This window comes from Streptomyces venezuelae (assembly GCF_008642275.1).
Lineage (GTDB): Bacteria > Actinomycetota > Actinomycetes > Streptomycetales > Streptomycetaceae > Streptomyces > Streptomyces venezuelae_E.
Map to the genome: position 1 here is coordinate 4462923 of NZ_CP029189.1, position 23366 is coordinate 4486288.

Below are 23366 nucleotides of genomic sequence, written 5' to 3' on the forward strand. Positions count from 1 at the left end.
GGGTTTAGATGCCGCGCAGTCTCAAGAAGGGGCCCTTCGTCGACGACCACCTCGTAAAGAAGGTGGACGTCCAGAACGAAGCCGGCACCAAGAACGTCATCAAGACCTGGTCCCGTCGCTCGATGATCATCCCCAGCATGCTGGGTCACACCATCGCGGTGCACAACGGCAAGACCCACGTCCCGGTGTTCGTCACCGAGTCGATGGTCGGCCACAAGCTCGGCGAGTTCTCGCCGACTCGCACCTTCCGCGGCCACGTCAAGGACGACCGGAAGTCGAAGCGCCGCTAAAGGCGGGGTGGTTACGACTATGACTTACACCGAAGGGACAACCATGGAAGCCAGGGCCCAGGCGCGGTACATCCGCGTCACGCCCATGAAGGCCCGCCGCGTGGTGGACCTTATCCGTGGCATGGATGCCACGGAGGCTCAGGCGGTCCTGCGTTTCGCCCCGCAGGCCGCGAGCGTGCCGGTTGGCAAGGTGCTGGACAGCGCCATCGCCAACGCCGCACACAACTACAACCACCCGGACGCCTCCACGCTGGTCATCAGCGAGGCGTACGTGGACGAGGGCCCGACCCTGAAGCGGTTCCGTCCGCGTGCCCAGGGCCGTGCCTACCGGATCCGCAAGCGGACCAGCCACATCACCGTGGTCGTCAGCAGCAAGGAAGGTTCCCGGTAATGGGCCAGAAGGTAAACCCGCACGGGTTCCGACTCGGCATCACCACCGACTTCAAGTCGCGTTGGTACGCCGACAAGCTGTACAAGGACTACGTCAAGGAAGACGTCGCCATCCGTCGGATGATGACGTCCGGCATGGAGCGCGCCGGCATCTCGAAGGTTGAGATCGAGCGCACCCGTGACCGCGTGCGTGTGGACATCCACACCGCCCGTCCTGGCATCGTCATCGGCCGCCGCGGCGCCGAGGCGGACCGCATCCGCGGTGACCTGGAGAAGCTGACCGGCAAGCAGGTCCAGCTGAACATCCTCGAGGTCAAGAACCCGGAGCTCGACGCTCAGCTGGTGGCCCAGGCCGTCGCCGAGCAGCTCTCCTCCCGCGTCTCCTTCCGTCGCGCCATGCGTAAGAGCATGCAGGGCACGATGAAGGCCGGCGCCAAGGGCATCAAGATCCAGTGTGGCGGCCGTCTCGGCGGCGCCGAGATGTCCCGCTCCGAGTTCTACCGCGAGGGTCGTGTGCCGCTGCACACGCTGCGCGCGAACGTGGACTACGGCTTCTTCGAGGCCAAGACCACCTTCGGCCGTATCGGTGTGAAGGTCTGGATCTACAAGGGCGACGTCAAGAACATCGCCGAGGTTCGCGCCGAGAACGCTGCGGCCCGTGCGGGTAACCGCCCGGCCCGTGGCGCGCAGGGCGCTGGCGACCGTCCCGCCGGCCGTGGTGGCCGTGGTGGCGAGCGCGGCGGCCGTGGTGGCCGCAAGCCGCAGCAGGCTGCTGGTGCCGAGGCCCCCAAGGCCGACGCTCCCGCCGCCGCTCCGGCCGAGAGCACCGGAACGGAGGCCTGACCGTCATGCTGATCCCTCGTAGGGTCAAGCACCGCAAGCAGCACCACCCGAAGCGCAGCGGTATGGCCAAGGGCGGTACTGAGGTCTCGTTCGGCGAGTACGGCATCCAGGCGCTTACCCCCGCCTACGTGACGAACCGCCAGATCGAGTCCGCTCGTATCGCCATGACCCGCCACATCAAGCGTGGCGGCAAGGTCTGGATCAACATCTACCCGGACCGCCCGCTCACGAAGAAGCCGGCCGAGACCCGCATGGGTTCCGGTAAGGGTTCGCCGGAGTGGTGGATCGCGAACGTGCACCCGGGTCGGGTCATGTTCGAGCTGTCCTACCCGAACGAGAAGATTGCGCGTGAGGCCCTCACTCGTGCGGCTCACAAGCTGCCGATGAAGTGCCGGATCGTCAAGCGCGAGGCAGGTGAGTCGTGATGGCGGCCGGTACCAAGGCGTCCGAGCTGCGCGAGCTCGGCAACGAAGAGCTCGTTGGCAAGCTGCGCGAGGCCAAGGAGGAGCTGTTCAAGCTCCGCTTCCAGGCGGCCACGGGTCAGCTGGAGAACAACGGCCGGCTCAAGTCCGTCCGTAAGGACATCGCTCGCATCTACACCCTGATGCACGAGCGTGAGCTCGGTATCGAGACGGTGGAGAGCGCCTGATGAGCGAGAACAACGTGACTGAGAAGACCGAGCGCGGTTTCCGCAAGACCCGTGAGGGTCTGGTCGTCAGCGACAAGATGGACAAGACCGTCGTCGTCGCCGTCGAGGACCGCGTCAAGCACGCCCTGTACGGCAAGGTCATCCGCCGTACGAACAAGCTCAAGGCTCACGACGAGCAGAACGCTGCCGGTGTCGGCGACCGCGTCCTCATCATGGAGACGCGTCCGCTGTCGGCGAGCAAGCGCTGGCGCATCGTCGAGATCCTCGAGAAGGCCAAGTAATTCGTCCGGGGGGTTTCCCCCGGATTCGTTCCGCCAGGCTCGGTGGGGGCTGCGCTCTCCGGAGTGAAGCCCCCGCCGGGAACCGGCAGACAAACAGGAGATACACGTGATCCAGCAGGAGTCGCGACTGCGTATCGCCGACAACACTGGTGCGAAGGAGATCCTTTGCATCCGTGTTCTCGGTGGTTCCGGTCGCCGCTACGCGGGCATCGGTGACGTCATCGTCGCCACCGTCAAGGACGCGATCCCCGGTGGCAACGTGAAGAAGGGTGACGTCGTCAAGGCGGTCATCGTTCGCACCGTCAAGGAGCGTCGCCGCCAGGACGGCTCGTACATCCGCTTCGACGAGAACGCCGCCGTCATTCTGAAGAACGACGGCGACCCTCGCGGCACCCGTATCTTCGGCCCGGTGGGCCGTGAGCTGCGCGAGAAGAAGTTCATGAAGATCATCTCGCTCGCGCCGGAGGTGCTGTAAGCATGAAGATCAAGAAGGGCGACCTGGTTCAGGTCATCACCGGTAAGGACAAGGGCAAGCAGGGCAAGGTCATCGTCGCCTTCCCCGCCGAGAACCGCGTCCTGGTCGAGGGTGTCAACCGGGTCAAGAAGCACACCAAGGCTGCGCAGAACCAGGCCGGTGGCATTGTGATCACCGAGGCCCCGGTCCACGTCAGCAACGTTCAGCTGGTTGTGGAGAAGGACGGCAAGAAGGTCGTCACCCGCGTCGGCTACCGCTTCGACGACGAGGGCAACAAGATCCGCGTTGCCAAGCGGACGGGTGAGGACATCTGATGGCTACCACTCCGCGTCTCAAGACGAAGTACCGCGAGGACATCGCGGGCAAGCTGCGTGAGGAGTTCTCCTACGAGAACGTCATGCAGATCCCCGGCCTCGTGAAGATCGTGGTCAACATGGGTGTGGGCGACGCCGCCCGCGACTCCAAGCTGATCGACGGCGCCATCAAGGACCTGACGACGATCACCGGTCAGAAGCCGGCCGTCACGAAGGCCCGCAAGTCCATCGCGCAGTTCAAGCTGCGCGAGGGTCAGCCGATCGGCTGCCACGTCACCCTCCGTGGTGACCGTATGTGGGAGTTCCTGGACCGTACGCTGTCGCTCGCGCTGCCGCGTATCCGTGACTTCCGTGGTCTGTCGCCGAAGCAGTTCGACGGCCGCGGTAACTACACCTTCGGTCTCACGGAGCAGGTCATGTTCCACGAGATCGACCAGGACAAGATCGACCGTACCCGGGGTATGGACATCACCGTGGTCACCACGGCGACCAACGACGCTGAGGGCCGCGCGCTCCTTCGTCACCTCGGCTTCCCCTTCAAGGAGGCGTAAGCGAGATGGCGAAGAAGGCTCTCATCGCGAAGGCTGCCCGCAAGCCCAAGTTCGGTGTGCGTGCGTACACCCGCTGCCAGCGCTGCGGTCGTCCCCACTCCGTGTACCGCAAGTTCGGCCTGTGCCGCGTGTGCCTTCGTGAGATGGCTCACCGTGGCGAGCTGCCGGGCGTGACCAAGAGCTCCTGGTAATTCCCTTCCGTCCGTAAGGACTTGGGAAGTTCCAGAGACTCTCGGTAAGCATCTGGTCGGTGGGTGCCCAGCGCCGCATGCCGTAGGCTTGTGGGGTTGGGCGTCCGCCGCCCTATCGACTTACTACGCCGTAGGTCCCCGCACCGCACCCGTCCCGCCACTGAGTGGGGAGAGGGATGGCGCATACAGGAAACCCCGGCGAGAGAGGCCGAAGGCCACTTCATGACCATGACTGACCCGATCGCAGACATGCTGACCCGTCTGCGTAACGCTAACTCGGCGTACCACGACACCGTCGTGATGCCGCACAGCAAGATCAAGTCGCACATCGCAGAGATCCTCAAGCAGGAGGGTTTCATCACCGGCTGGAAGGTCGAGGACGCCGAGGTCGGCAAGAACCTCGTCCTCGAGCTGAAGTTCGGGCCGAACCGTGAGCGCTCCATCGCGGGCATCAAGCGGATCTCGAAGCCCGGTCTGCGCGTGTACGCGAAGTCCACCAACCTGCCGAAGGTGCTCGGCGGCCTGGGCGTGGCGATCATCTCCACGTCGCACGGTCTGCTCACCGGCCAGCAGGCAGGCAAGAAGGGCGTAGGTGGGGAAGTCCTCGCCTACGTCTGGTAGTCGGGAACGGAGGAAAAGCAATGTCGCGAATCGGCAAGCTCCCCATCCAGGTTCCCGCCGGTGTGGACGTCACCATCGATGGCAGCACGGTCTCGGTGAAGGGCCCCAAGGGTTCCCTGAGCCACACCGTTAAGGCTCCCATCGCCGTCGCCAAGGGCGAGGACGGCGTTCTGAACGTCACCCGTCCGAACGACGAGCGTCAGAACAAGGCCCTGCACGGCCTGTCCCGCACGCTGGTGGCGAACATGATCACCGGTGTGACCACGGGATACGTCAAGGCTCTCGAGATCAGCGGTGTCGGTTACCGTGTCCTGGCGAAGGGCTCCAACCTGGAGTTCCAGCTGGGTTACAGCCACCCGATCCTGGTGGAGGCGCCCGAGGGCATCTCCTTCAAGGTCGAGTCGCCGACCAAGTTCACGGTCGAGGGCATCGACAAGCAGAAGGTCGGCGAGGTCGCCGCCAACATCCGCAAGCTGCGGAAGCCCGACCCGTACAAGGCCAAGGGTGTCAAGTACGCCGGCGAGGTCATCCGCCGCAAGGTCGGAAAGGCTGGTAAGTAGCCATGGCATACGGTGTGAAGATCGCCAAGGGCGACGCGTACAAGCGCGCTGCCAAGGCTCGCCGCCACATCCGCATCCGCAAGAACGTCTCGGGTACGGCGGAGCGTCCGCGCCTCGTCGTGACGCGTTCGAACCGCAACATCGTTGCTCAGGTCATCGACGACCTCCAGGGCCACACCCTGGCGTCGGCGTCGACCCTGGACGCTTCGATCCGCGGTGGCGAAGGCGACAAGAGCTCGCAGGCCCAGGCTGTCGGCGCGCTCGTCGCCGAGCGTGCCAAGGCTGCGGGTGTCGAGACCGTCGTGTTCGACCGCGGTGGCAACCGATACGCCGGGCGCATTGCCGCTCTGGCTGACGCCGCCCGCGAAGCCGGGCTGAAGTTCTAAGCCCCGGTTCCGGGACTCACGGACGTAACAGAGAGAGGTAATCCAATGGCTGGACCCCAGCGCCGCGGAAGCGGTGCCGGTGGCGGCGAGCGGCGGGACCGGAAGGGTCGCGACGGTGGCCCTGCCGCCGAGAAGACCGCTTACGTTGAGCGCGTTGTCGCGATCAACCGCGTCGCCAAGGTTGTCAAGGGTGGTCGCCGCTTCAGCTTCACCGCGCTGGTCGTGGTGGGCGACGGTGACGGCACGGTAGGTGTCGGTTACGGCAAGGCCAAGGAAGTTCCCGCGGCCATCGCCAAGGGTGTCGAGGAAGCCAAGAAGAACTTCTTCAAGGTTCCGCGCATCCAGGGCACCATCCCTCACCCGATCCAGGGCGAGAAGGCTGCGGGCGTCGTCCTGCTGAAGCCTGCTTCCCCCGGTACCGGTGTTATCGCCGGTGGCCCGGTGCGCGCCGTTCTGGAGTGCGCCGGCGTTCACGACATCCTGTCGAAGTCCCTGGGCTCCGACAACGCGATCAACATCGTGCACGCGACCGTGGCGGCCCTCCAGGGCCTGCAGCGTCCCGAGGAGATCGCGGCTCGCCGTGGTCTGCCCCTCGAGGACGTCGCCCCCGCGGCTCTGCTTCGTGCACGTGCCGGGGCGGGTGCGTAATGGCTCGCCTCAAGATCACGCAGACGAAGTCGTACATCGGCAGCAAGCAGAACCACCGCGACACGCTGCGTTCGCTCGGGCTCAAGCGCCTGAACGACGTCGTCGTCAAGGAGGACCGCCCCGAGTTCCGCGGAATGGTTCACACCGTCCGCCACCTCGTGACGGTTGAGGAGGTTGACTAATCATGGCTGAGAACAGCCCGCTGAAGGCCCACAACCTCCGTCCCGCCCCCGGCGCCAAGACCGCGAAGACCCGTGTCGGTCGTGGTGAGGCGTCGAAGGGTAAGACGGCCGGTCGTGGTACGAAGGGCCAGAAGGCCCGTTACCAGATCCCGCAGCGCTTCGAGGGTGGGCAGATGCCCCTCCACATGCGCCTGCCGAAGCTCAAGGGCTTCAAGAACCCGTTCCGCACCGAGTTCCAGGTTGTCAACCTGGACAAGCTCGGCGCCCTCTACCCCGAGGGTGGAGAAGTCACGGTGGCCGACCTGGTCGCCAAGGGCGCGGTTCGCAAGAACAGCCTCGTCAAGGTCCTGGGCCAGGGCGAGATCTCCGTGGCGCTGCAGGTTTCGGTTGACGCCGTCTCCGCCTCCGCCAAGGAGAAGATTGCCGCTGCCGGCGGCACCGTCACCGAGCTCGTCTAAGACGATTTCAGTGGCTGAATAGCTCGAAACCCGACCGGGGATGCCTCACATATGGGGCATCCCCGGTCGGTCGTTCCACGGAAGGCACACTCGCCGGTAAGGTGGCGTGCACCTTTGCTTTGTCGTATTCGTCGATCCCTCAGACCGTCACCTCTGACGCAGTAGCGCGGGGGTCGCAGGAGGCACCGTGCTCACCGCGTTCGCCCGGGCGTTCAAGACGCCCGACCTGCGCAAGAAGCTGCTCTTCACGCTCGGCATCATCGTGCTGTTCCGGCTCGGGTCCCATGTTCCGGTACCCGGCGTGAGCTACAAGAACGTTCAGATCTGTGTCGAGCAGGCAGGCAGCAGCAATGGGCTGTTCGGCCTGGTCAACATGTTCAGCGGCGGCGCGCTGCTGCAGATCACGATCTTCGCGCTCGGCATCATGCCCTACATCACGGCGAGCATCATTCTGCAGCTGCTGACCGTGGTCATCCCGAAGCTGGAGACCCTCAAGAAAGAGGGCCAGTCCGGCACGGCGAAGATCACCCAGTACACGCGCTATCTGACGGTCGCGCTCGCGATCCTGCAGGGTACGGGCCTCGTCGCCACGGCCCGCACCGGTGCCCTGTTCCAGGGCTGCCAGGCCGCCAGCGAGATCGTTCCCGACCGCTCGATCTTCACGACGGTCGTCATGGTGGTCACCATGACCGCCGGTACCTGCGTCGTCATGTGGCTCGGTGAGCTCATCACCGACCGCGGCATCGGCAACGGCATGTCGATCCTCATGTTCATCTCGATCGCGGCCGGCTTCATCGGCGCCCTCTGGCAGATCAAGCTCCAGGGCAAGATCGCGGACGGCTGGGTCGAGTTCGGCGTGGTCATCCTGGTCGGCCTCGCGATGGTGTGCCTGGTGGTCTTCGTCGAGCAGGCGCAGCGCCGGATCCCGGTCCAGTACGCGAAGCGCATGATCGGTCGCCGTGCGTACGGCGGCACCTCGACCTACATCCCGCTCAAGGTGAACCAGGCGGGCATCATCCCCGTCATCTTCGCCTCGTCGCTGCTGTACATCCCGGCGCTGGTCGTGCAGTTCAGCGGGTCCCAGGCGGGCTGGGCCACCTGGATCCAGAAGCACTTCGTCAAGGGCGACCACCCGTACTACATCGCCGCCTACTTCCTCCTGATCGTCTTCTTCGCGTTCTTCTACGTGGCGATCTCGTTCAACCCCGAGGAAGTTGCAGACAACATGAAGAAGTATGGTGGGTTCATCCCGGGCATCCGCGCCGGTCGGCCCACCGCCGAGTACCTCAGCTACGTACTCAACCGGATCACCTGGCCGGGGTCGCTGTACCTGGGTCTCATCGCTCTTGTGCCGACGATGGCGTTGGCCGGCTTCGGAGCGAACCAGAACTTCCCGTTCGGCGGGACGAGCATCCTGATCATCGTGGGTGTGGGTCTGGAAACCGTGAAGCAGATCGAGAGCCAGCTCCAGCAGCGTAATTACGAAGGGTTCCTCCGCTGATGCGAATCGTCCTCGTTGGACCGCCCGGTGCGGGCAAGGGAACGCAGGCTGCGTTCCTTGCCAAGAACCTGTCGATTCCGCACATCTCCACGGGTGACCTGTTCCGGGCCAACATCAGCCAGGGCACCGAGCTGGGCAAGCAGGCGAAGGCGTACATGGACGCCGGCGACCTGGTTCCCGACGAGGTGACCATCGGCATGGCGAAGGACCGCATGGAACAGCCGGACGCCGTGAACGGCTTCCTGCTCGACGGTTTCCCGCGCAACGTCTCGCAGGCCGAGGCGCTCGACGTGATGCTCCAGGCCGAGGGCATGAAGCTCGACGCCGTCCTCGACCTGGAGGTCGAGGAGGAGGAGGTCGTCAAGCGGATCGCCGGTCGGCGGATCTGCCGCAACGACTCCTCGCACGTCTTCCACGTGACGTACGCCCCGGCCAAGGCCGAGGGCGTCTGCGACACCTGCGGTGGCGAGCTCTACCAGCGCGGCGACGACTCCGAGGCCACGGTCCGCAACCGGCTGGAGGTCTACCACACGCAGACCGAGCCGATCATCGACTACTACAAGGCCCAGGGCCTGCTGGTGACCATCCCCGCCCTCGGTGAGGTCGCGGACGTCACCAGGCGCGCGATGGACGCGCTCAAGAAGTAGTACGCGTTCGTGCCTACGGCCGCGGTGTCCTGGAGACGCCGCGGCCGTCTGCATGAGGCGTAGGACGGCGACCTCGGCCAATAATTGAGGAACCACAGCGGAGAGCAACCACCTCCGCGAGAGCGGCGGCGGTTCAGCCGCACGGAAGGGCAGGCATTTCCCATGGTCCAGATCAAGACCCCCGAGCAGATCGCGAAGATGCGCGAGGCAGGGCTGGTCGTCGCGGCGATCCACGCCGCGACCCGTGAGGCGGCCGTGCCGGGCGCCACGACGCGGGATCTGGACATGGTGGCCCGCAAGGTCATCGCGGACGCCGGGGCCAAGTCGAACTTCCTCGGCTACGGCGGCTTCCCCGCGACCATCTGCACCTCGGTGAACGAGGTCGTCGTCCACGGCATCCCGGACGACAAGACCGTCCTCAAGGACGGCGACATCATCTCGATCGACGCGGGTGCGATCGTGGACGGCTGGCACGGCGACGCCGCGTACACCGCGTTCGTGGGCACCGGTCACGCCCCCGAGCTCCTGGAGCTCTCCCGGGTGACCGAGGAGTCCATGTGGGCCGGCATCGCCGCGATGAAGCTCGGCAACCGCCTCGTGGACATCTCCAAGGCGATCGAGACGTACATCAAGCGCCAGCCCCGCCCCTCCACGGGTGAGCACAGCCTCGGCAAGTTCGGGATCATCGAGGACTACGGCGGCCACGGCATCGGGACCGAGATGCACATGGACCCCCACCTGCTGAACTACGTCTCGCGCAAGCGGGGCAAGGGGATCAAGCTGGTGCCGGGCCTGTGCCTGGCGATCGAGCCCATGGTCTCGCTGGGTACCGCCCAGACGGAGGTCCTTTCGGACGACTGGACGGTCATCACGACCGACGGCACCTGGTCCTCGCACTGGGAGCACTCCGTCGCGCTGACGGAGGCCGGTCCCATCGTCCTGACCAGCCCGGACTGCGGCAAGGCGAAGCTGGCGGAGTACGGAGTCACCACGGCCCCGGACCCCCTCGGTTAATGATCTAGACTCTGGGGCAAACTTTCCGGATTCGTCTTTCTGGGTGCCCTGACGTAGACTGACTCGTCGGCTCTCGTGCACTTCCATGTCTGCATGGCGCACGGAGCCGATCAAGGTAGCCGATTCGAAAGGCGAAGCGTGGCCAAGAAGCAAGGTGCCATCGAAATCGAGGGCACCGTGATCGAGTCCCTCCCGAACGCCATGTTCAAGGTGGAACTCCAGAACGGTCACAAGGTCCTCGCGCACATCAGCGGCAAGATGCGCATGCACTACATCCGCATCCTCCCCGATGACCGGGTCGTTGTGGAGCTGTCTCCGTACGACCTGACGCGTGGCCGGATCGTCTACCGATACAAGTAGATCTTGCTCTCACTCCTGCCTGGGCATCCGTCCCGGTGCGGGTGGTGGCACTGACCCGGAGAACCTCACCAACATGAAGGTCAAGCCGAGCGTCAAGAAGATCTGCGACAAGTGCAAGGTGATCCGCCGTCACGGCCGGGTCATGGTCATCTGCGACAACCTGCGCCACAAGCAGCGCCAGGGCTGACGCACGCCGACCGACCTGCCTTCCGCAGTTCTTCGCGCGACGTAAGAAAACGTACATACGCAGAACCCGCCCAGCCCTTCACGGGGCCGGCGGTACCTCCGGCGGGGGCCGGGGACCCGGGCGTACCATCACTCCACTTCGGGGTGGTCGGCGGTCGGGGTCGGTTCTGCTGAAGACCCCCGAACACACAGGAGCCATTGAATGGCACGCGTTTCCGGTGTTGACATCCCGCGCGAAAAGCGCGTGGAGATCGCACTCACCTACGTCTTCGGTATCGGGCGCACCCGGTCCAAGGAGATCCTCGCCTCCACCGGCGTGAACCCGAACACCCGCGTTCGTGACCTGGCCGAAGAGGACCTCGTCAAGATCCGCGAGTACGTGGACGCCAACCTCCGTACCGAGGGTGACCTCCGCCGCGAGATCCAGGGCGACATCCGCCGCAAGATCGAGATCCAGTGCTACCAGGGTATCCGCCACCGTCGCGGCCTCCCGGTGCACGGTCAGCGCACCAGCACCAACGCGCGTACCCGCAAGGGCCCGCGTCGCGCGATCGCCGGTAAGAAGAAGCCGGGCAAGAAGTAGTCCTGTTCAGCGGTCTTGCGCTGTAGGACCGACCACCTCCCGTAGGAGATTTAGATGCCCCCCAAGGGTCGTCAGGGCGCTGCCAAGAAGGTGCGCCGCAAGGAAAAGAAGAACGTCGCTCACGGGCACGCCCACATCAAGAGCACGTTCAACAACACCATCGTTTCGATCACCGACCCCTCGGGCAACGTGATCTCCTGGGCCTCCGCCGGCCACGTCGGCTTCAAGGGCTCGCGCAAGTCCACCCCCTTCGCCGCGCAGATGGCCGCCGAGTCGGCCGCCCGCCGCGCGCAGGAGCACGGCATGCGCAAGGTCGACGTCTTCGTCAAGGGTCCCGGCTCCGGCCGTGAGACCGCGATCCGCTCCCTCCAGGCCACCGGCCTCGAGGTCGGCTCGATCCAGGACGTCACCCCCACCCCGCACAACGGCTGCCGCCCGCCGAAGCGCCGCCGCGTCTGACGCAGCGGACGCACCTGTGCGTTCTTGAGTGTCCGGGCGGTACGACCCCTTCGGGGGACGTACCGCCCGTACCCTTGCAGTAGCCGTACCCCTGGTACGGCATCCCGTCGGGCGTCAAATAGTGGGCGTCCACGAATGAAGGAACACAGACATGCTTATCGCTCAGCGTCCTTCGCTGACCGAAGAGGTCGTCGACGAGTACCGCTCGCGGTTCGTGATCGAGCCGCTGGAGCCGGGCTTCGGCTACACCCTCGGCAACTCCCTGCGCCGTACCCTCCTGTCCTCCATCCCGGGTGCCGCTGTCACCAGCATCCGCGTGGACGGCGTCCTGCACGAGTTCACCACCGTGCCGGGCGTCAAGGAAGACGTCACGGACATCATCCTCAACATCAAGCAGCTGGTCGTCTCCTCGGAGCACGACGAGCCGGTCGTGATGTACCTGCGCAAGCAGGGTCCCGGCCTGGTCACCGCTGCCGACATCGCGCCCCCGGCCGGTGTCGAGGTGCACAACCCGGACCTGGTCCTCGCCACGCTCAACGGCAAGGGCAAGCTGGAGATGGAGCTGACCGTCGAGCGCGGTCGCGGCTACGTCTCCGCCGTCCAGAACAAGCAGCTGGGCCAGGAGATCGGCCGTATCCCGGTCGACTCCATCTACAGCCCGGTCCTCAAGGTCACCTACAAGGTCGAGGCGACCCGAGTCGAGCAGCGCACCGACTTCGACAAGCTGATCGTCGACGTCGAGACCAAGCAGGCCATGCGCCCGCGTGACGCCATGGCGTCCGCCGGTAAGACCCTGGTCGAGCTGTTCGGTCTGGCGCGCGAGCTCAACATCGACGCCGAGGGCATCGACATGGGCCCCTCGCCGACGGACGCGGCCCTGGCCGCCGACCTGGCGCTGCCGATCGAGGAGCTGGAGCTCACGGTCCGCTCGTACAACTGCCTCAAGCGCGAGGGCATCCACTCCGTGGGTGAGCTCGTCGCCCGCTCCGAGGCCGACCTGCTCGACATCCGCAACTTCGGTGCGAAGTCGATCGACGAGGTCAAGGCGAAGCTCGCCGGCATGGGCCTGGCCCTCAAGGACAGCCCGCCCGGATTCGACCCGACCGCCGCCGCCGACGCCTTCGGCGCCGACGACGACGCGGACGCCGGTTTCGTCGAGACCGAGCAGTACTGATTCACCCCGCAGCCGGCGGTCGGGGCCTTTGGCCCGGATCGCCGGCCGGGTCTGAACTGAAGACTTTCCCGCGGCATCCGCCTCGGGGGAACTGACACCGGTACCTGACACGGCCGGTGCAGATATGAAGGAGTAACACCATGCCGCGTCCCGCAAAGGGTGCCCGTCTGGGCGGCAGCGCCGCGCACGAGAAGCACCTCCTCGCGAACCTCGCGAAGGCGCTCTTCGAGCACGGCCGCATCACCACCACCGAGGCCAAGGCCCGCCGCCTGCGTCCCTACGCCGAGCGTCTGGTCACCAAGGCCAAGAAGGGCGACATCCACAACCGTCGCCTGGTGCTGCAGACGATCACGGACAAGAGCATCGTGCACACGCTGTTCACCGAGATCGCCCCGCGCTACGAGAACCGCCCCGGTGGTTACACGCGCATCACCAAGATCGGCAACCGTCGTGGCGACAACGCCCCGATGGCCGTGATCGAGCTGGTCGAGGCCCTCACGGTCGCCCAGCAGGCCACCGGTGAGGCCGAGGCCGCCACCAAGCGCGCGGTCAAGGAGGCGGAGGCTGTCGAGACCCCCGCCGAGGAGACCAAGGAGGCCTGATCCCCCGGGATCACGCTTGCTTGAACGGCTCTGAACGGGCCCGCCCCTTCCCGGGGCGGGCCCGTTCTGCATATGGGTGCTTCTGAGAGGATCGGTCACGTGAGTGACGAGGTGGAGCCCGGGCACGTCCGGGTGCGGCTGGACCTGAGCTACGACGGCAAGGACTTCTCCGGCTGGGCGAAGCAGCGCGTGCTGCGGACCGTCCAGGGAGAGCTGGAGAGCGCCCTGCAGACCGTGATGCGGCTGCCGGACCCGGTCGAGCTGACCGTGGCCGGACGGACCGACGCGGGCGTGCACGCCCGCGGCCAGGTCGCCCAGTTCGACCTCGCCGAGGAGGCGTGGGCCGAACACCACGACAAGCTGCTGCGCCGCCTCGCGGGCCGGCTGCCGCACGACGTACGGGTCTGGAAGGTCGCCGAGGCCCCCGAAGGCTTCAACGCGCGGTTCTCGGCCATCTGGCGCCGCTACGCCTACCGCGTCGGCGACCACCAGGGCGGCGTCGACCCGCTGCGCCGCGGGCACGTGCTCTGGCACCAGTGGCCGCTCGACGTGGACGCCATGAACGAGGCCGCCGCCCCGCTGCTCGGCGAGCACGACTTCGCCGCGTACTGCAAGAAGCGCGAGGGTGCCACGACCATCCGCACCCTCCAGCAGCTCAGCTGGGAGCGCGCCGAGGACGGGATCGTCACCGCGACCGTCCGCGCCGACGCCTTCTGCCACAACATGGTCCGCTCGCTCGTGGGAGCCCTGCTGCACGTGGGCGACGGGCACCGGCCCACCGACTGGCCCGGAAAGGTGCTGGCGGCCGCCGTACGGGACTCCTCGGTGCACGTGGTCAAGCCGCACGGCCTGACCCTGGAGGAGGTCGGCTACCCGGCGGACGAGCTGCTGGCCGCCCGCAGCAAGGAAGCACGGAACATGCGGACCCTGCCGGGCGCCGGCTGCTGCTGACCGCCGCCTCGGCGGCCGGCTAATCCGTTTGGGCGGATGGGCGCCGGACCTGGACAATGCCCGGCATGGGACATCTCGAAGCCAGCCACCTGGAGTACTACCTTCCCGACGGGCGGGTGCTGCTCCCTGACGTCTCCTTCCGCGTGGGGGAGGGGTCGGTCGTCGCGCTCGTCGGGGCGAACGGGGCCGGCAAGACCACCCTGCTGAAGATGATCTCCGGAGAGCTCAAGCCGCACGGCGGCGGGATCACCGTCTCCGGCGGCCTCGGCGTGATGTCGCAGTTCGTGGGCTCGGTGCGGGACGAGACGACCGTACGGGACCTGCTGGTCTCGGTGTCCCAGCCGCGCATCCGGGAGGCCGCGAAGGCCGTGGACCGCGCCGAGCAGCTGATCCTGACCGTGGACGACGAGGCCGCCCAGATGGCCTACGCGCAGGCGCTGAGCGACTGGGCGGACGTCCAGGGGTACGAGGCGGAGACGCTGTGGGACGTCTGCACCATGGCCGCGCTGGCGATTCCGTACGACTCCGCGCAGTTCCGCGAGGTGCGCACCCTGTCGGGCGGTGAGCAGAAGCGGCTCGTGCTGGAGGCGCTGCTGCGCGGGCCCGACGAGGTGCTGCTGCTCGACGAGCCGGACAACTACCTGGACGTCCCCGGCAAGCGCTGGCTGGAGGAGCAGCTGAAGGCCACCCGCAAGACGGTGCTCTTCGTCTCCCACGACCGGGAGCTGCTGACCCAGGCCGCCGAGAAGATCATCAGCCTGGAGGCGAGCCCGACCGGCTCCGACGTCTGGGTGCACGGCGCGGGCTTCGCCACGTACCACGACGCCCGCAAGGAGCGCTTCGCGCGCTTCGAGGAGCTCAAGCGGCGCTGGGACGAGGAGCACGCACGGCTGAAGGCGCTGGTGCTGCGGCTGCGCAACCAGGCCGCGATCAGCCCCGACATGGCCTCGCGCTACCACGCGATGCAGACCCGCTTCAAGAAGTTCGAGGACGCCGGCCCGCCGCCGGAGCCGCCGCGCGAGCAGGACATCAAGATGCGGCTCAAGGGCGGGCGCACGGGCGTGCGCGCCCTGACCGTGGAGAACCTGGAGCTGACCGGCCTGATGAAGCCCTTCTCCCTGGAGGTCTTCTACGGGGAGCGGGTCGCGGTCCTCGGCTCGAACGGCTCGGGCAAGTCGCACTTCCTGCGCCTGCTGGCGGGCGAGGACGTCAAGCACACGGGCACGTGGAAGCTGGGCGCGCGGGTGGTTCCCGGCCACTTCGCGCAGACCCACGCCCACCCGGAGCTCTTCGGACGGACCCTCGTCGACATCCTGTGGACGGAGGCGGCCAAGCCCCTGGGCCAGGCGATGGGCGCCCTGCGCCGGTACGAGCTGGAGCGCCAGGGCGACCAGCCCTTCGAGAAGCTCTCGGGCGGTCAGCAGGCTCGTTTCCAGATCCTGCTGCTGGAGCTCGCGGGCACCACGGCGCTGCTGCTGGACGAGCCGACGGACAACCTGGACCTGGAGTCGGCGGAAGCCCTGCAGGACGGACTGGAGGCGTACGACGGCACTGTGCTGTGCGTCACGCACGACCGCTGGTTCGCGCGCACATTTGACCGTTACCTGGTCTTCGGTTCGGACGGTGTTGTGCGGGAGACTCAGGAACCCGTCTGGGACGAACGTAGAGTCGAACGCAAGCGCTAGGGGGAGACCGTCACCGTCACCCCCTCGGTCGAGTGAGGGGCAGGCGTCGTGGGGCTGCGGCCTAGCATCTGGCTGTTGAAGTGGGAGAACCAGGGCGTCAGGAACCGGGATGCCGGGGACGGGGGCACCGGAGGCGGGGGGACCGGGAACAGGCTGATCGACTGGCTGCTGCAGCCGGCCGCCCGGTCCTGGCAGGTGCTCTCCCTCGCGGTACTCCTCGGGATCGCCGTCTCCACGAGCCTGCGGGCGAACTGGGGCTCCGACAACGCGTTCGTGGTCAAGGCCGCGGAGACGCTGCTGGCGGGCGGGTCCCCGTACGAGGACAAGCGCTTCCTCTACCTGCCCAGTGCCGTGATCATGGCGGTTCCCGAGGCCCTGCTGCCGCGCGAGGTGCTGCGGTGGCTGCTGCCGCTCGGGATGTCGGGGATGCTCGGCATCGGCTGGCTGGCCGCGCTGCGGATATTCGCGGTGCCGCTGCGCTCGCGCTTCGCGGTCGGCGGCTTCGCGGTCTTCGCCCTCGCCTGCAAGCCGTACGTGAACCTCGTGCTGATCGGCAACTGGACCGCCATCTCGGCGGCCGCCCTGCCGGTGGCGCTGCTGCTCGCGCTGCGGCACCGGTGGGGGTCGGCCGGGCTGGTGGTGGGGCTCGCGATCGCGTGCAAGCCGATGCTCGTACCCCTCGGGCTGCTCTTCCTGGTCGCCCGGCGGTGGCGGGGACTGGCCGCGGCCGTGCTGGTGCCGCTGGGGTTCTCGCTGGCCGGTGCGCTGGTGATGCCGAGTCCGTCGCTGTTCTTCACCAAGACCCTGCCCTTCCTGCTCCAGGGGCAGGACTCGTACGCGCTGCCGTGGGACGCCTCGCCGATCGCCGTGCTGCCGCGGCTGGGGGTGCCGGTGCCGCTGGCGGTGCTGGTGGCCTTCGCGGGGGCCGGGGCGGGCCTGTGGGCGGCCTGGGTGCGGTGGCGGCGGGAGGACACCGACGGGGGCGAGCTGCGCCTGGTGGAGACGGCCTGCATGGTGATGCTCGCCGCATTCCTGGTGTCGCGGCCGTCCTTCGACCACTACCTGCTGGTGGTCCTGCCGCTGCTGGTCGTCTCGGTGGTACGGCCGGACGCGGCGGCGCGTTCGCCCTGGTTCTGGGCGGTTCTGGGACCTCAGGTGGCGGGCGTTCCCTGGCCGTCCGAGCTGGAGGCCAAGCGGCGGGCGTTCAAGGACTGCGCCACCCTGTGCGGGCTCGTGATCGTGCTGGCGCGTCGTGCACTGCGCTCGGGTCGGGTTATTCTGGAGCCCGTAACAACTGCGGGGTCCCCATCCAGGACCGAACCGGAGTGCGCCGCGACGCCAGCAGAATCGGCATCGCGGACCGCGTTTTGACCCGTACGGGTCTGCTTGGGTATCCTGCTGGTTTGTTATGCGTATTGGCTTTCTCATTCTCACGTGAAAGGGCCTTGCGCCGGTCCACCGGACCGATGACCAGCAGTTCACACGGGTTGCGTCCCCGTTGTGATTGAGGGCTGTCGTGATCGTCCGTGGTGACCCTGTCAGGACCTTCCCGTGGGGCTTGCGCCCTTGGGATACCACCACCGAAGAAGCGAAGGCATACGCGTGCGTACGTTCAGCCCCAAGCCCGGCGACATCTCGCGCCAGTGGCTCGTCATCGACGCCCAGGACGTTGTCCTCGGCCGTCTGGCGACCCAGGCCGCTGCCCTCCTTAAGGGCAAGCACAAGCCGACCTACGCCCCCCACATGGACATGGGCGACTTCGTCATCATCGTCAACGCCGACAAGGTCCACCTGTCCGGCAACAAGGCGTCGCAGAAGATGGCGTACCGCCACTCCGGCTACCCGGGCGGTCTCCGTTCGGTGCGCTACGACGACCTCCTGGCGAACAACCCGGAGAAGGCCGTCGAGAAGGCCATCAAGGGCATGCTCCCCAAGAACACCCTGGGCCGTCAGATGCTCTCGAAGCTGAAGGTCTACTCGGGCGACCAGCACCCCCACGCTGCCCAGCAGCCGGTGCCGTTCGAGATCACCCAGGTCGCGCAGTAGTTCCGGCCACCCCCTAAGACGTAGAAAATTCTGAGGAGCATCGTGGCCGAGACCACCGCCGAGACGACCCCCGTCGACGAGTTCGAGGGCAACGTCGAGGAGTACACCAGCGAGTCTGAGGTCGTCGTCGAGGGCGACTACACCTCCGAGTCCCTTGCCGGCCGCTTCGGCGACCCCCAGCCGGCCGCCGGCCTGGGCCGTCGCAAGAACGCCATCGCCCGCGTCCGGATCGTTCCGGGCACCGGCAAGTGGAAGATCAACGGTCGCACCCTTGAGGACTACTTCCCCAACAAGGTGCACCAGCAGGAAGTCAACGAGCCCTTCAAGCTCCTGGAGCTTGACGGCCGCTACGACGTCATCGCCCGCATCTCGGGTGGCGGCGTCTCCGGTCAGGCCGGCGCCCTGCGCCTCGGCGTGGCCCGTGCGCTGAACGAGGCGGACGTGGACAACAACCGCCCGGCGCTGAAGAAGGCCGGCTTCCTCTCCCGCGACGACCGTGCGGTCGAGCGCAAGAAGGCCGGTCTCAAGAAGGCCCGTAAGGCTCCGCAGTACAGCAAGCGTTAATCTGCGCCTGCTGTTCTGCAACGAAACCGCCCCGGCAGCACTCTCTGTGCTGCCGGGGCGGTTCGTTTACCGCCACAAGCGGCAAATACCTGTCACAAGCGGTCATACGCGAAGCGCAAACTCGGGAGGACAACAGTGGGACGACTCTTCGGGACGGACGGTGTACGCGGCGTTGCCAACGCGGATCTGACGGCGGAGCTCGCGCTCGGCCTCTCCGTGGCGGCTGCCCACGTTCTCGCCGAGGCGGGGACCTTTGAGGGCCACCGGGCGACCGCCGTGGTGGGCCGGGACCCCCGCGCCTCCGGTGAATTCCTGGAGGCCGCGGTCGTGGCGGGCCTCGCGAGCGCGGGCGTGGACGTCCTGCGCGTCGGTGTGCTGCCCACCCCGGCGGTGGCGTATCTCACCGGTGCGCTGGGCGCCGACCTCGGCGTGATGCTCTCCGCCAGCCACAACGCCATGCCCGACAACGGCATCAAGTTCTTCGCGCGCGGCGGCCACAAGCTCGCCGACGAGCTGGAGGACCGCATCGAGTCGACCTACGAGCAGCACCGCACCGGCGCTCCCTGGGACCGGCCCACCGGCTCCGGCGTCGGCCGCGTCTCCGACTACACCGAGGGCTTCGACCGCTACGTCGCCCACCTCATCGGCGTCCTCCCGAACCGCCTCGACGGCCTCAAGGTCGTCCTCGACGAGGCCCACGGCGCGGCCGCGTACGTCTCGCCCGAGGCCTTCACCCGGGCCGGCGCGGAGATCGTCACGATCGGCGCCGAGCCGGACGGCCTCAACATCAACGACGGCTGCGGCTCCACCCACCTCGGCCTGCTCAAGGCGGCCGTGGTCGAGCACGGCGCCGACTTCGGCATCGCGCACGACGGCGACGCCGACCGCTGCCTGGCCGTGGACGGCTCCGGCGAGGAGGTCGACGGCGACCAGATCCTCGCCGTGCTGGCCCTGGCCATGCGCGAGGCCGGCCAGCTCCGCGAGAACACCGTGGTCGGCACCGTGATGTCGAACCTGGGCTTCAAGCTGGCCATGGAGGCCGAGGGCATCCAGGTCGTGCAGACCGGGGTCGGCGACCGGTACGTCCTGGAGTCGATGAAGGAGCACGGCTACGCGCTCGGTGGCGAGCAGTCCGGCCACGTGATCATCCTCGACCACGCGACGACCGGCGACGGCACCCTGACCGGCCTGCTGCTGGCGGCGCGCGTCGCGGCCACCGGCAAGTCCCTGGCCGAGCTGGCGGGCGTCATGCAGCGGCTGCCGCAGGTCCTCGTCAACGTTCCCGACGTGGACAAGTCCCGCGTCACCACCTCCGCCGAGCTGGCCGCGGCGGTCACCGACGCCGAGCGCGAGCTGGGCACCACCGGGCGGGTGCTGCTCCGCCCGTCCGGTACGGAGCCGCTCGTACGGGTGATGGTCGAGGCCGCCGACATCGAGCAGGCCCGCTCGATCGCCGGCCGCCTCGCGGACGTCGTGAAGTCCGCACTCGGCTAGGCCGTCTCCTTCCCGGTCGTGCCGGGCCCGCGGGCCCGGCACGCATCCGGTTCCCCCGTTTCCGGGGGCCCGTACGCCGTACCGCGCCCCGCTCAGGACCGGGACGCGGGCGGCGCGGGACGCCTCCAGCGGCCCCGCTGGGTGGACCACAGCAGCTTCCACCCGTAGAGCGTCAGCGTTCCGGCGACCATGATCCCGCCCAGGTTCAGCAGGAGCTGCTCCATCGAGCCCCACATCTGGGCGAAGTCCCCGTAGCTGAGGGCCACCGCGGCGTTCGCGCCCGCGGGGACGGTCGTCACCGAGATCGCCACGCCCACCAGCGCCCCGGACTTCGCCGAGGTCAGCGACAGCATCCCGACCACCCCCGCGAGCACCGCCACCACCAGTGAGAGCGGGTCCGGGTTCCAGATGAAGGCCGTGTTCGGCCGCGGGTCCTCCAGCATGCTCGCCTCGAACAGGCCGAGGGCATCCATCACCAGGCTGAACACGGTCGTCGCCGCGATCGCCGCGCCGAAACCGATCAGCAGGGCCGTCAGCGACCGCCAGGCCAGCCGCGGCCTGCGCTGCACCACACCGGTGCACACCCCCGCCAGCGGTCCGAACTCCGGGCCGACGGCCATGGCGCCCACGATCAGGATCGCGTTGTCGAGCACCACACCGCAGGCCGCGATCATCGTCGCGACGATCATGAACGCGGCGTAGGTGATGGTGAGGGTGGACTCCTCGTGGGTGGCCTCGGCCAGCTGCTCCCAGATCACCGCGTCCGCGGGCTCGCCGGGCGCCTCCTCCTCGGCCGCGTCGGCGCGCTCCGAGAGGGACAGGTCGATGTTCTCCACCGCGATCGAGCCGTCCCGGTCGATGCGCAGCTCCCGGAGCCCGTGCAGCAGCTGGTCCCCGGCCTCGCGGGCGACGTCGCACATCACCAGGTCGCCCCGCGGGTCCAGGGCGGCGCCGGGCAGCACCGCCAGGTGGGTCGTGCCCACGGTCGATCCGATGAGCCCGACCACGGCCTCCGTCCGCCCGGGCGGGACGATCAGCCTCAGATGCAGCATGTGCGCACCCTACGCACCCCGAGGTCAGAGCTTGCGCAGGCTCAGCTTCTGCACCTTGTGGTCCGGTCCCTTGCGGACGACGAGGGTGGCCCGGCCGCGGGTGGGCGCCACGTTCTCCAGCAGGTTGGGCCGGTTGATCGTCCGCCACATGGTCTGTGCGTACTCCAGCGCCTCCTCCTCGGAGACCTGGGTGTACTTGCGGAAGTAGGAGAAAGGATTCTGGAAGGCGGTCGCCCGCAGCTTCCGGAACCGGTTCAGGTACCAGCGCTCGATGTCCTCGGGGCGCGCGTCCACGTACACGCTGAAGTCGAAGTAGTCGGCGAGGGCGACGCGGGTACGGCCGTCCGTGCCCGGGAGGGCCGGCTGGAGGACGTTGAGGCCCTCGACGATGAGGATGTCCGGGCGGCGGACGACGAGTTCCTCGCCGGGCACGATGTCGTAGATCAGGTGCGAGTAGACCGGGGCCCGCACCTCGTCCTTGCCGGCCTTGATGTCGGCGACGAAGCGGGTGAGCGCGCGGCGGTCGTAGGACTCCGGGAACCCCTTGCGGGAGGTCAGCCCGCGCCGCTGGAGCTCCTTCATCGGGTACAGGAAGCCGTCGGTGGTGACCAGCTCCACGCGCGGGTGCTCGGGCCAGCGGGCCAGCAGGGCCTGCAGCAGACGTGCCACCGTGGACTTGCCGACGGCGACCGAACCGGCGACCCCTATGACGAAGGGGGTGCCCTGCTGGGCGCCGTGCCCGTTGCCCGCGTCGCCGAGGAAGGTGTTGAGGGTGCCGCGCAGGTTGCTGGTGGCGCCGACGTACAGGTTGAGGAGCCGGGACAGCGGCAGGTAGACGTCGCGGACCTCGTCGAGGTCGATGACGTCGCCGAGGCCGCGCAGCCGCTCCACCTCGTCGGCGGTCAGCGGCAGCGGGGTCCGCTCCCGCAGGGCGCTCCACTCGGCGCGGGTCAGATCGACGTAGGGCGAGGCCTCGGGGCCCCGGCGGTGTGCGGGGCGGGTGGGGTGCCCGTCCCGGCCGGTGCGCTCCGTTGCGTTGTCCGGCGTGTTGCTTCGTGGCGGCGAAGTGATCACACCGCCATTGTCGGGGCTCCGGGGCGGTTGTGGGTGGTGTGGTCGGTCACGTGTGGAGCGGGAGGGCGCACGGCCGGGCGGGGTCCGGCCGGTGCCGGGCCCGGTTGTACGCGGAGTGGTTTCGATTGGAAATTCTTGGGGTCTCGTCCGGGTCACGATCGGCCGCGAACGCGCCCTGTGGCGGCCGGCTGATCGTTTGACCCGTACATTGTTGATCACCGCAGTCATGTCCACGCCCCGTTCCGAGGGGCGCGGTCCGGGCTGCCCTGTCGCTGTCGTACTCCATGGGGGAGATCTTTCGTGCGTACCGCCCTTGTCCGTCGTACCGTCCTGACCGCGTCCGCGGTGTCCCTGGCCCTGCTGGCCACCGCCTGCGGCTCCGACAAGGCCGACAAGGCCGACTCGAAGGCGGACGCCAAGCCCTCCGCCGCCGAGAGCTCGGCGGCCCCCGCCGTCAAGGGCAAGACGGACGCCGAGCTGGCCAAGCTGATCGTGGTCCAGGCCGACCTCGCGGACCACACCTTCAAGGAGGCCACGCCCGCCGAGGCCGCCGCCGGTGCCACCGCCACCAGCGACAAGCCCGAGTGCAAGGTGCTCGTCCAGGCGCAGGCGTTCGTCGCGGCCGGCACCCCCTCCGGCACGGCCCGCACCAAGGCCGTGGCCACCCCGAAGCCCGCCGCCGCGGGTGCCGCACCGGAGGACGCGGCGAAGGCGATCATGGGCGCGCTCGGCTCCACGGCCACGGCCGTCACCCTCGCCTCGTACGAGGGCAAGGGCGCCGAGGAGGCGTTCGCCGCAGTGAAGACCGCGAGCGAGAAGTGCTCCGGCGGCTACTCGGCCACCCAGGACGGCGAGACCACCAAGATCACCAAGGTGGCCCCCGGTGCCGCCGTCACCGGCGGTGACGCGGCCCTGCCCCTGACGGTCGAGCTCGACGCCGACGGCCAGAAGCTGACGACCCAGCTGGTCTTCGTGCGCAAGGGCAACACGGTCGCGACCTTCTCCTCGCTGAGCCTGGCCGGCACCGCCGAGCAGCCGAAGGCCCTCGTCGACGCCCAGGTGAAGAAGCTCGGCTGACACCTGCCCGACACAACGTCAACCCGCTCCGGCGCATGCGCCGGAGCGGGTTTTTCGT

General features: G+C 67.8%; 34 protein-coding genes. 32 read left to right on the top strand and 2 right to left on the bottom strand.

All coding sequences use genetic code 11. The features are described 5' to 3' along the window. Positions 1-8 precede the first annotated feature (8 nt). The 31 genes from rpsS (at position 9) to glmM (ending at position 20105) form a co-directional block, all read left to right on the top strand. Complete coding sequence (rpsS, locus tag DEJ51_RS19855) at positions 9-290, top strand: 30S ribosomal protein S19 (RefSeq protein WP_008739713.1); 282 nt, start codon at positions 9-11, stop codon at positions 288-290. Positions 291-333: 43 nt separating this feature from the next. Then, on the top strand, positions 334-681 hold the full coding sequence (gene rplV, locus DEJ51_RS19860) for a 50S ribosomal protein L22 (RefSeq protein ID WP_007265904.1): 348 nt from the start codon (positions 334-336) through the stop codon (positions 679-681). Continuing rightward, positions 681-1523: a 30S ribosomal protein S3 gene (gene rpsC / locus DEJ51_RS19865; protein ID WP_008739710.1), complete on the top strand. Its 843-nt coding sequence runs from the start codon at positions 681-683 to the stop codon at positions 1521-1523. Before rplV ends, rpsC begins: the two co-directional genes overlap by 1 nt. Positions 1524-1528: 5 nt before the next feature. Next, positions 1529-1948 (top strand): 50S ribosomal protein L16, encoded by a 420-nt coding sequence (gene rplP / locus DEJ51_RS19870; RefSeq protein WP_150258780.1) that lies wholly within the window; start codon positions 1529-1531, stop codon positions 1946-1948. After that, the gene (gene rpmC / locus DEJ51_RS19875) at positions 1948-2172 is read left to right on the top strand and encodes a 50S ribosomal protein L29 (protein ID WP_150258781.1); all 225 of its coding nucleotides are present in this window, start codon (positions 1948-1950) and stop codon (positions 2170-2172) included. The genes rplP and rpmC overlap by 1 nt, the downstream gene beginning before the upstream one ends. Further along, positions 2172-2453, top strand: coding sequence for a 30S ribosomal protein S17 (rpsQ, locus tag DEJ51_RS19880; protein WP_030008467.1), 282 nt, complete (start codon positions 2172-2174; stop codon positions 2451-2453). The genes rpmC and rpsQ overlap by 1 nt, the downstream gene beginning before the upstream one ends. Positions 2454-2559: 106 nt before the next feature. Continuing rightward, positions 2560-2928, top strand: coding sequence for a 50S ribosomal protein L14 (rplN, locus tag DEJ51_RS19885; RefSeq protein ID WP_008739701.1), 369 nt, complete (start codon positions 2560-2562; stop codon positions 2926-2928). 2 nt (positions 2929-2930) lie between these two features. Beyond that, positions 2931-3242 (top strand): 50S ribosomal protein L24, encoded by a 312-nt coding sequence (gene rplX / locus DEJ51_RS19890; RefSeq protein ID WP_150258782.1) that lies wholly within the window; start codon positions 2931-2933, stop codon positions 3240-3242. After that, positions 3242-3793: a 50S ribosomal protein L5 gene (gene rplE / locus DEJ51_RS19895; RefSeq protein ID WP_030008469.1), complete on the top strand. Its 552-nt coding sequence runs from the start codon at positions 3242-3244 to the stop codon at positions 3791-3793. Before rplX ends, rplE begins: the two co-directional genes overlap by 1 nt. 5 nt (positions 3794-3798) lie before the next feature. Then, the gene (locus DEJ51_RS19900; protein WP_003956452.1) at positions 3799-3984 is read left to right on the top strand and encodes a type Z 30S ribosomal protein S14; all 186 of its coding nucleotides are present in this window, start codon (positions 3799-3801) and stop codon (positions 3982-3984) included. A 222-nt stretch (positions 3985-4206) separates the two neighbouring features. Then, on the top strand, positions 4207-4605 hold the full coding sequence (rpsH, locus tag DEJ51_RS19910) for a 30S ribosomal protein S8 (RefSeq protein ID WP_007265911.1): 399 nt from the start codon (positions 4207-4209) through the stop codon (positions 4603-4605). Between the two features lie 20 nt (positions 4606-4625). Then, positions 4626-5165 (top strand): 50S ribosomal protein L6, encoded by a 540-nt coding sequence (rplF, locus tag DEJ51_RS19915; protein ID WP_150258783.1) that lies wholly within the window; start codon positions 4626-4628, stop codon positions 5163-5165. A gap of 2 nt (positions 5166-5167) precedes the next feature. Beyond that, positions 5168-5551: a 50S ribosomal protein L18 gene (rplR, locus tag DEJ51_RS19920; protein ID WP_030008471.1), complete on the top strand. Its 384-nt coding sequence runs from the start codon at positions 5168-5170 to the stop codon at positions 5549-5551. Between the two features lie 45 nt (positions 5552-5596). Then, on the top strand, positions 5597-6199 hold the full coding sequence (gene rpsE, locus DEJ51_RS19925; RefSeq protein WP_030388857.1) for a 30S ribosomal protein S5: 603 nt from the start codon (positions 5597-5599) through the stop codon (positions 6197-6199). Continuing rightward, a complete protein-coding gene (gene rpmD / locus DEJ51_RS19930; protein ID WP_005313525.1) occupies positions 6199-6381 on the top strand; it encodes a 50S ribosomal protein L30 in 183 nt (60 codons plus the stop codon). Before rpsE ends, rpmD begins: the two co-directional genes overlap by 1 nt. Positions 6382-6383: 2 nt before the next feature. Next, on the top strand, positions 6384-6839 hold the full coding sequence (gene rplO / locus DEJ51_RS19935) for a 50S ribosomal protein L15 (protein ID WP_030008473.1): 456 nt from the start codon (positions 6384-6386) through the stop codon (positions 6837-6839). Positions 6840-7026: 187 nt separating this feature from the next. Further along, the gene (secY, locus tag DEJ51_RS19940) at positions 7027-8340 is read left to right on the top strand and encodes a preprotein translocase subunit SecY (RefSeq protein ID WP_030008474.1); all 1314 of its coding nucleotides are present in this window, start codon (positions 7027-7029) and stop codon (positions 8338-8340) included. After that, positions 8340-8987 carry an adenylate kinase gene (locus tag DEJ51_RS19945; protein WP_150258784.1) on the top strand — a complete coding sequence of 216 codons (648 nt, stop codon included), beginning with the start codon at positions 8340-8342 and terminating at the stop codon, positions 8985-8987. Before secY ends, DEJ51_RS19945 begins: the two co-directional genes overlap by 1 nt. Positions 8988-9149: 162 nt before the next feature. After that, a complete protein-coding gene (map, locus tag DEJ51_RS19950; protein WP_150258785.1) occupies positions 9150-10001 on the top strand; it encodes a type I methionyl aminopeptidase in 852 nt (283 codons plus the stop codon). Between the two features lie 138 nt (positions 10002-10139). Continuing rightward, positions 10140-10361, top strand: a complete 222-nt coding sequence (gene infA / locus DEJ51_RS19955; RefSeq protein ID WP_003956442.1) for a translation initiation factor IF-1 — start codon at positions 10140-10142, stop codon at positions 10359-10361. 73 nt (positions 10362-10434) lie between these two features. Continuing rightward, positions 10435-10548: a 50S ribosomal protein L36 gene (rpmJ, locus tag DEJ51_RS19960; RefSeq protein WP_003956441.1), complete on the top strand. Its 114-nt coding sequence runs from the start codon at positions 10435-10437 to the stop codon at positions 10546-10548. Positions 10549-10749: 201 nt separating this feature from the next. Continuing rightward, positions 10750-11130: a 30S ribosomal protein S13 gene (gene rpsM, locus DEJ51_RS19965; protein ID WP_007265919.1), complete on the top strand. Its 381-nt coding sequence runs from the start codon at positions 10750-10752 to the stop codon at positions 11128-11130. 54 nt (positions 11131-11184) lie between these two features. Then, on the top strand, positions 11185-11589 hold the full coding sequence (rpsK, locus tag DEJ51_RS19970) for a 30S ribosomal protein S11 (RefSeq protein ID WP_003956432.1): 405 nt from the start codon (positions 11185-11187) through the stop codon (positions 11587-11589). Positions 11590-11740: 151 nt separating this feature from the next. After that, a complete protein-coding gene (locus tag DEJ51_RS19975; protein WP_007265920.1) occupies positions 11741-12763 on the top strand; it encodes a DNA-directed RNA polymerase subunit alpha in 1023 nt (340 codons plus the stop codon). Positions 12764-12903: 140 nt separating this feature from the next. Next, positions 12904-13365, top strand: a complete 462-nt coding sequence (gene rplQ / locus DEJ51_RS19980; RefSeq protein WP_030154710.1) for a 50S ribosomal protein L17 — start codon at positions 12904-12906, stop codon at positions 13363-13365. A 99-nt stretch (positions 13366-13464) separates the two neighbouring features. Continuing rightward, positions 13465-14316: a tRNA pseudouridine(38-40) synthase TruA gene (gene truA / locus DEJ51_RS19985; protein WP_150258786.1), complete on the top strand. Its 852-nt coding sequence runs from the start codon at positions 13465-13467 to the stop codon at positions 14314-14316. Between the two features lie 56 nt (positions 14317-14372). Beyond that, positions 14373-16001 carry an ABC-F family ATP-binding cassette domain-containing protein gene (locus tag DEJ51_RS19990; RefSeq protein ID WP_150258787.1) on the top strand — a complete coding sequence of 543 codons (1629 nt, stop codon included), beginning with the start codon at positions 14373-14375 and terminating at the stop codon, positions 15999-16001. A gap of 48 nt (positions 16002-16049) precedes the next feature. Beyond that, a complete protein-coding gene (locus DEJ51_RS19995) occupies positions 16050-17372 on the top strand; it encodes a glycosyltransferase family 87 protein (RefSeq protein ID WP_223835889.1) in 1323 nt (440 codons plus the stop codon). Positions 17373-17603: 231 nt separating this feature from the next. Continuing rightward, the gene (gene rplM / locus DEJ51_RS20000) at positions 17604-18047 is read left to right on the top strand and encodes a 50S ribosomal protein L13 (RefSeq protein WP_150258788.1); all 444 of its coding nucleotides are present in this window, start codon (positions 17604-17606) and stop codon (positions 18045-18047) included. A gap of 42 nt (positions 18048-18089) precedes the next feature. Beyond that, a complete protein-coding gene (gene rpsI / locus DEJ51_RS20005; protein ID WP_150258789.1) occupies positions 18090-18611 on the top strand; it encodes a 30S ribosomal protein S9 in 522 nt (173 codons plus the stop codon). A gap of 135 nt (positions 18612-18746) precedes the next feature. Further along, entirely contained in the window at positions 18747-20105 is a 1359-nt protein-coding gene (gene glmM / locus DEJ51_RS20010) for a phosphoglucosamine mutase (RefSeq protein ID WP_150258790.1), read from the top strand. 92 nt (positions 20106-20197) lie between these two features. Here glmM and DEJ51_RS20015 read toward each other — a convergent pair whose 3' ends face one another. Together DEJ51_RS20015 and coaA are read right to left on the bottom strand one after the other, a co-directional pair. Beyond that, complete coding sequence (locus tag DEJ51_RS20015; protein ID WP_150258791.1) at positions 20198-21157, bottom strand: DUF389 domain-containing protein; 960 nt, start codon at positions 21155-21157, stop codon at positions 20198-20200. A gap of 24 nt (positions 21158-21181) precedes the next feature. Beyond that, positions 21182-22111: a type I pantothenate kinase gene (gene coaA, locus DEJ51_RS20020; protein ID WP_411757393.1), complete on the bottom strand. Its 930-nt coding sequence runs from the start codon at positions 22109-22111 to the stop codon at positions 21182-21184. Between the two features lie 420 nt (positions 22112-22531). Between coaA and DEJ51_RS20025 the strand changes: the two genes are divergently transcribed. Next, positions 22532-23308, top strand: a complete 777-nt coding sequence (locus DEJ51_RS20025) for a hypothetical protein (RefSeq protein WP_150258793.1) — start codon at positions 22532-22534, stop codon at positions 23306-23308. The last annotated feature ends 58 nt before the right edge of the window (positions 23309-23366 follow it).

Bases quoted from the DNA above. Each gene is read 5' to 3' on its own strand.
- rpsS (WP_008739713.1), top strand. From the start codon at position 9: ATGCCGCGCAGTCTCAAGAAGGGGCCCTTCGTCGACGACCACCTCGTA.
- rplV (WP_007265904.1), top strand. From the start codon at position 334: ATGGAAGCCAGGGCCCAGGCGCGGTACATCCGCGTCACGCCCATGAAG.
- rpsC (WP_008739710.1), top strand. From the start codon at position 681: ATGGGCCAGAAGGTAAACCCGCACGGGTTCCGACTCGGCATCACCACC.
- rplP (WP_150258780.1), top strand. From the start codon at position 1,529: ATGCTGATCCCTCGTAGGGTCAAGCACCGCAAGCAGCACCACCCGAAG.
- rpmC (WP_150258781.1), top strand. From the start codon at position 1,948: ATGGCGGCCGGTACCAAGGCGTCCGAGCTGCGCGAGCTCGGCAACGAA.
- rpsQ (WP_030008467.1), top strand. From the start codon at position 2,172: ATGAGCGAGAACAACGTGACTGAGAAGACCGAGCGCGGTTTCCGCAAG.
- rplX (WP_150258782.1), top strand. From the start codon at position 2,931: ATGAAGATCAAGAAGGGCGACCTGGTTCAGGTCATCACCGGTAAGGAC.
- rplE (WP_030008469.1), top strand. From the start codon at position 3,242: ATGGCTACCACTCCGCGTCTCAAGACGAAGTACCGCGAGGACATCGCG.
- DEJ51_RS19900 (WP_003956452.1), top strand. From the start codon at position 3,799: ATGGCGAAGAAGGCTCTCATCGCGAAGGCTGCCCGCAAGCCCAAGTTC.
- rpsH (WP_007265911.1), top strand. From the start codon at position 4,207: ATGACCATGACTGACCCGATCGCAGACATGCTGACCCGTCTGCGTAAC.
- rplF (WP_150258783.1), top strand. From the start codon at position 4,626: ATGTCGCGAATCGGCAAGCTCCCCATCCAGGTTCCCGCCGGTGTGGAC.
- rplR (WP_030008471.1), top strand. From the start codon at position 5,168: ATGGCATACGGTGTGAAGATCGCCAAGGGCGACGCGTACAAGCGCGCT.
- rpsE (WP_030388857.1), top strand. From the start codon at position 5,597: ATGGCTGGACCCCAGCGCCGCGGAAGCGGTGCCGGTGGCGGCGAGCGG.
- rpmD (WP_005313525.1), top strand. From the start codon at position 6,199: ATGGCTCGCCTCAAGATCACGCAGACGAAGTCGTACATCGGCAGCAAG.
- rplO (WP_030008473.1), top strand. From the start codon at position 6,384: ATGGCTGAGAACAGCCCGCTGAAGGCCCACAACCTCCGTCCCGCCCCC.
- DEJ51_RS19945 (WP_150258784.1), top strand. From the start codon at position 8,340: ATGCGAATCGTCCTCGTTGGACCGCCCGGTGCGGGCAAGGGAACGCAG.
- map (WP_150258785.1), top strand. From the start codon at position 9,150: ATGGTCCAGATCAAGACCCCCGAGCAGATCGCGAAGATGCGCGAGGCA.
- rpmJ (WP_003956441.1), top strand. From the start codon at position 10,435: ATGAAGGTCAAGCCGAGCGTCAAGAAGATCTGCGACAAGTGCAAGGTG.
- rpsM (WP_007265919.1), top strand. From the start codon at position 10,750: ATGGCACGCGTTTCCGGTGTTGACATCCCGCGCGAAAAGCGCGTGGAG.
- rpsK (WP_003956432.1), top strand. From the start codon at position 11,185: ATGCCCCCCAAGGGTCGTCAGGGCGCTGCCAAGAAGGTGCGCCGCAAG.
- DEJ51_RS19975 (WP_007265920.1), top strand. From the start codon at position 11,741: ATGCTTATCGCTCAGCGTCCTTCGCTGACCGAAGAGGTCGTCGACGAG.
- rplQ (WP_030154710.1), top strand. From the start codon at position 12,904: ATGCCGCGTCCCGCAAAGGGTGCCCGTCTGGGCGGCAGCGCCGCGCAC.
- DEJ51_RS19990 (WP_150258787.1), top strand. From the start codon at position 14,373: ATGCCCGGCATGGGACATCTCGAAGCCAGCCACCTGGAGTACTACCTT.
- DEJ51_RS20015 (WP_150258791.1), bottom strand. From the start codon at position 21,157: ATGCTGCATCTGAGGCTGATCGTCCCGCCCGGGCGGACGGAGGCCGTG.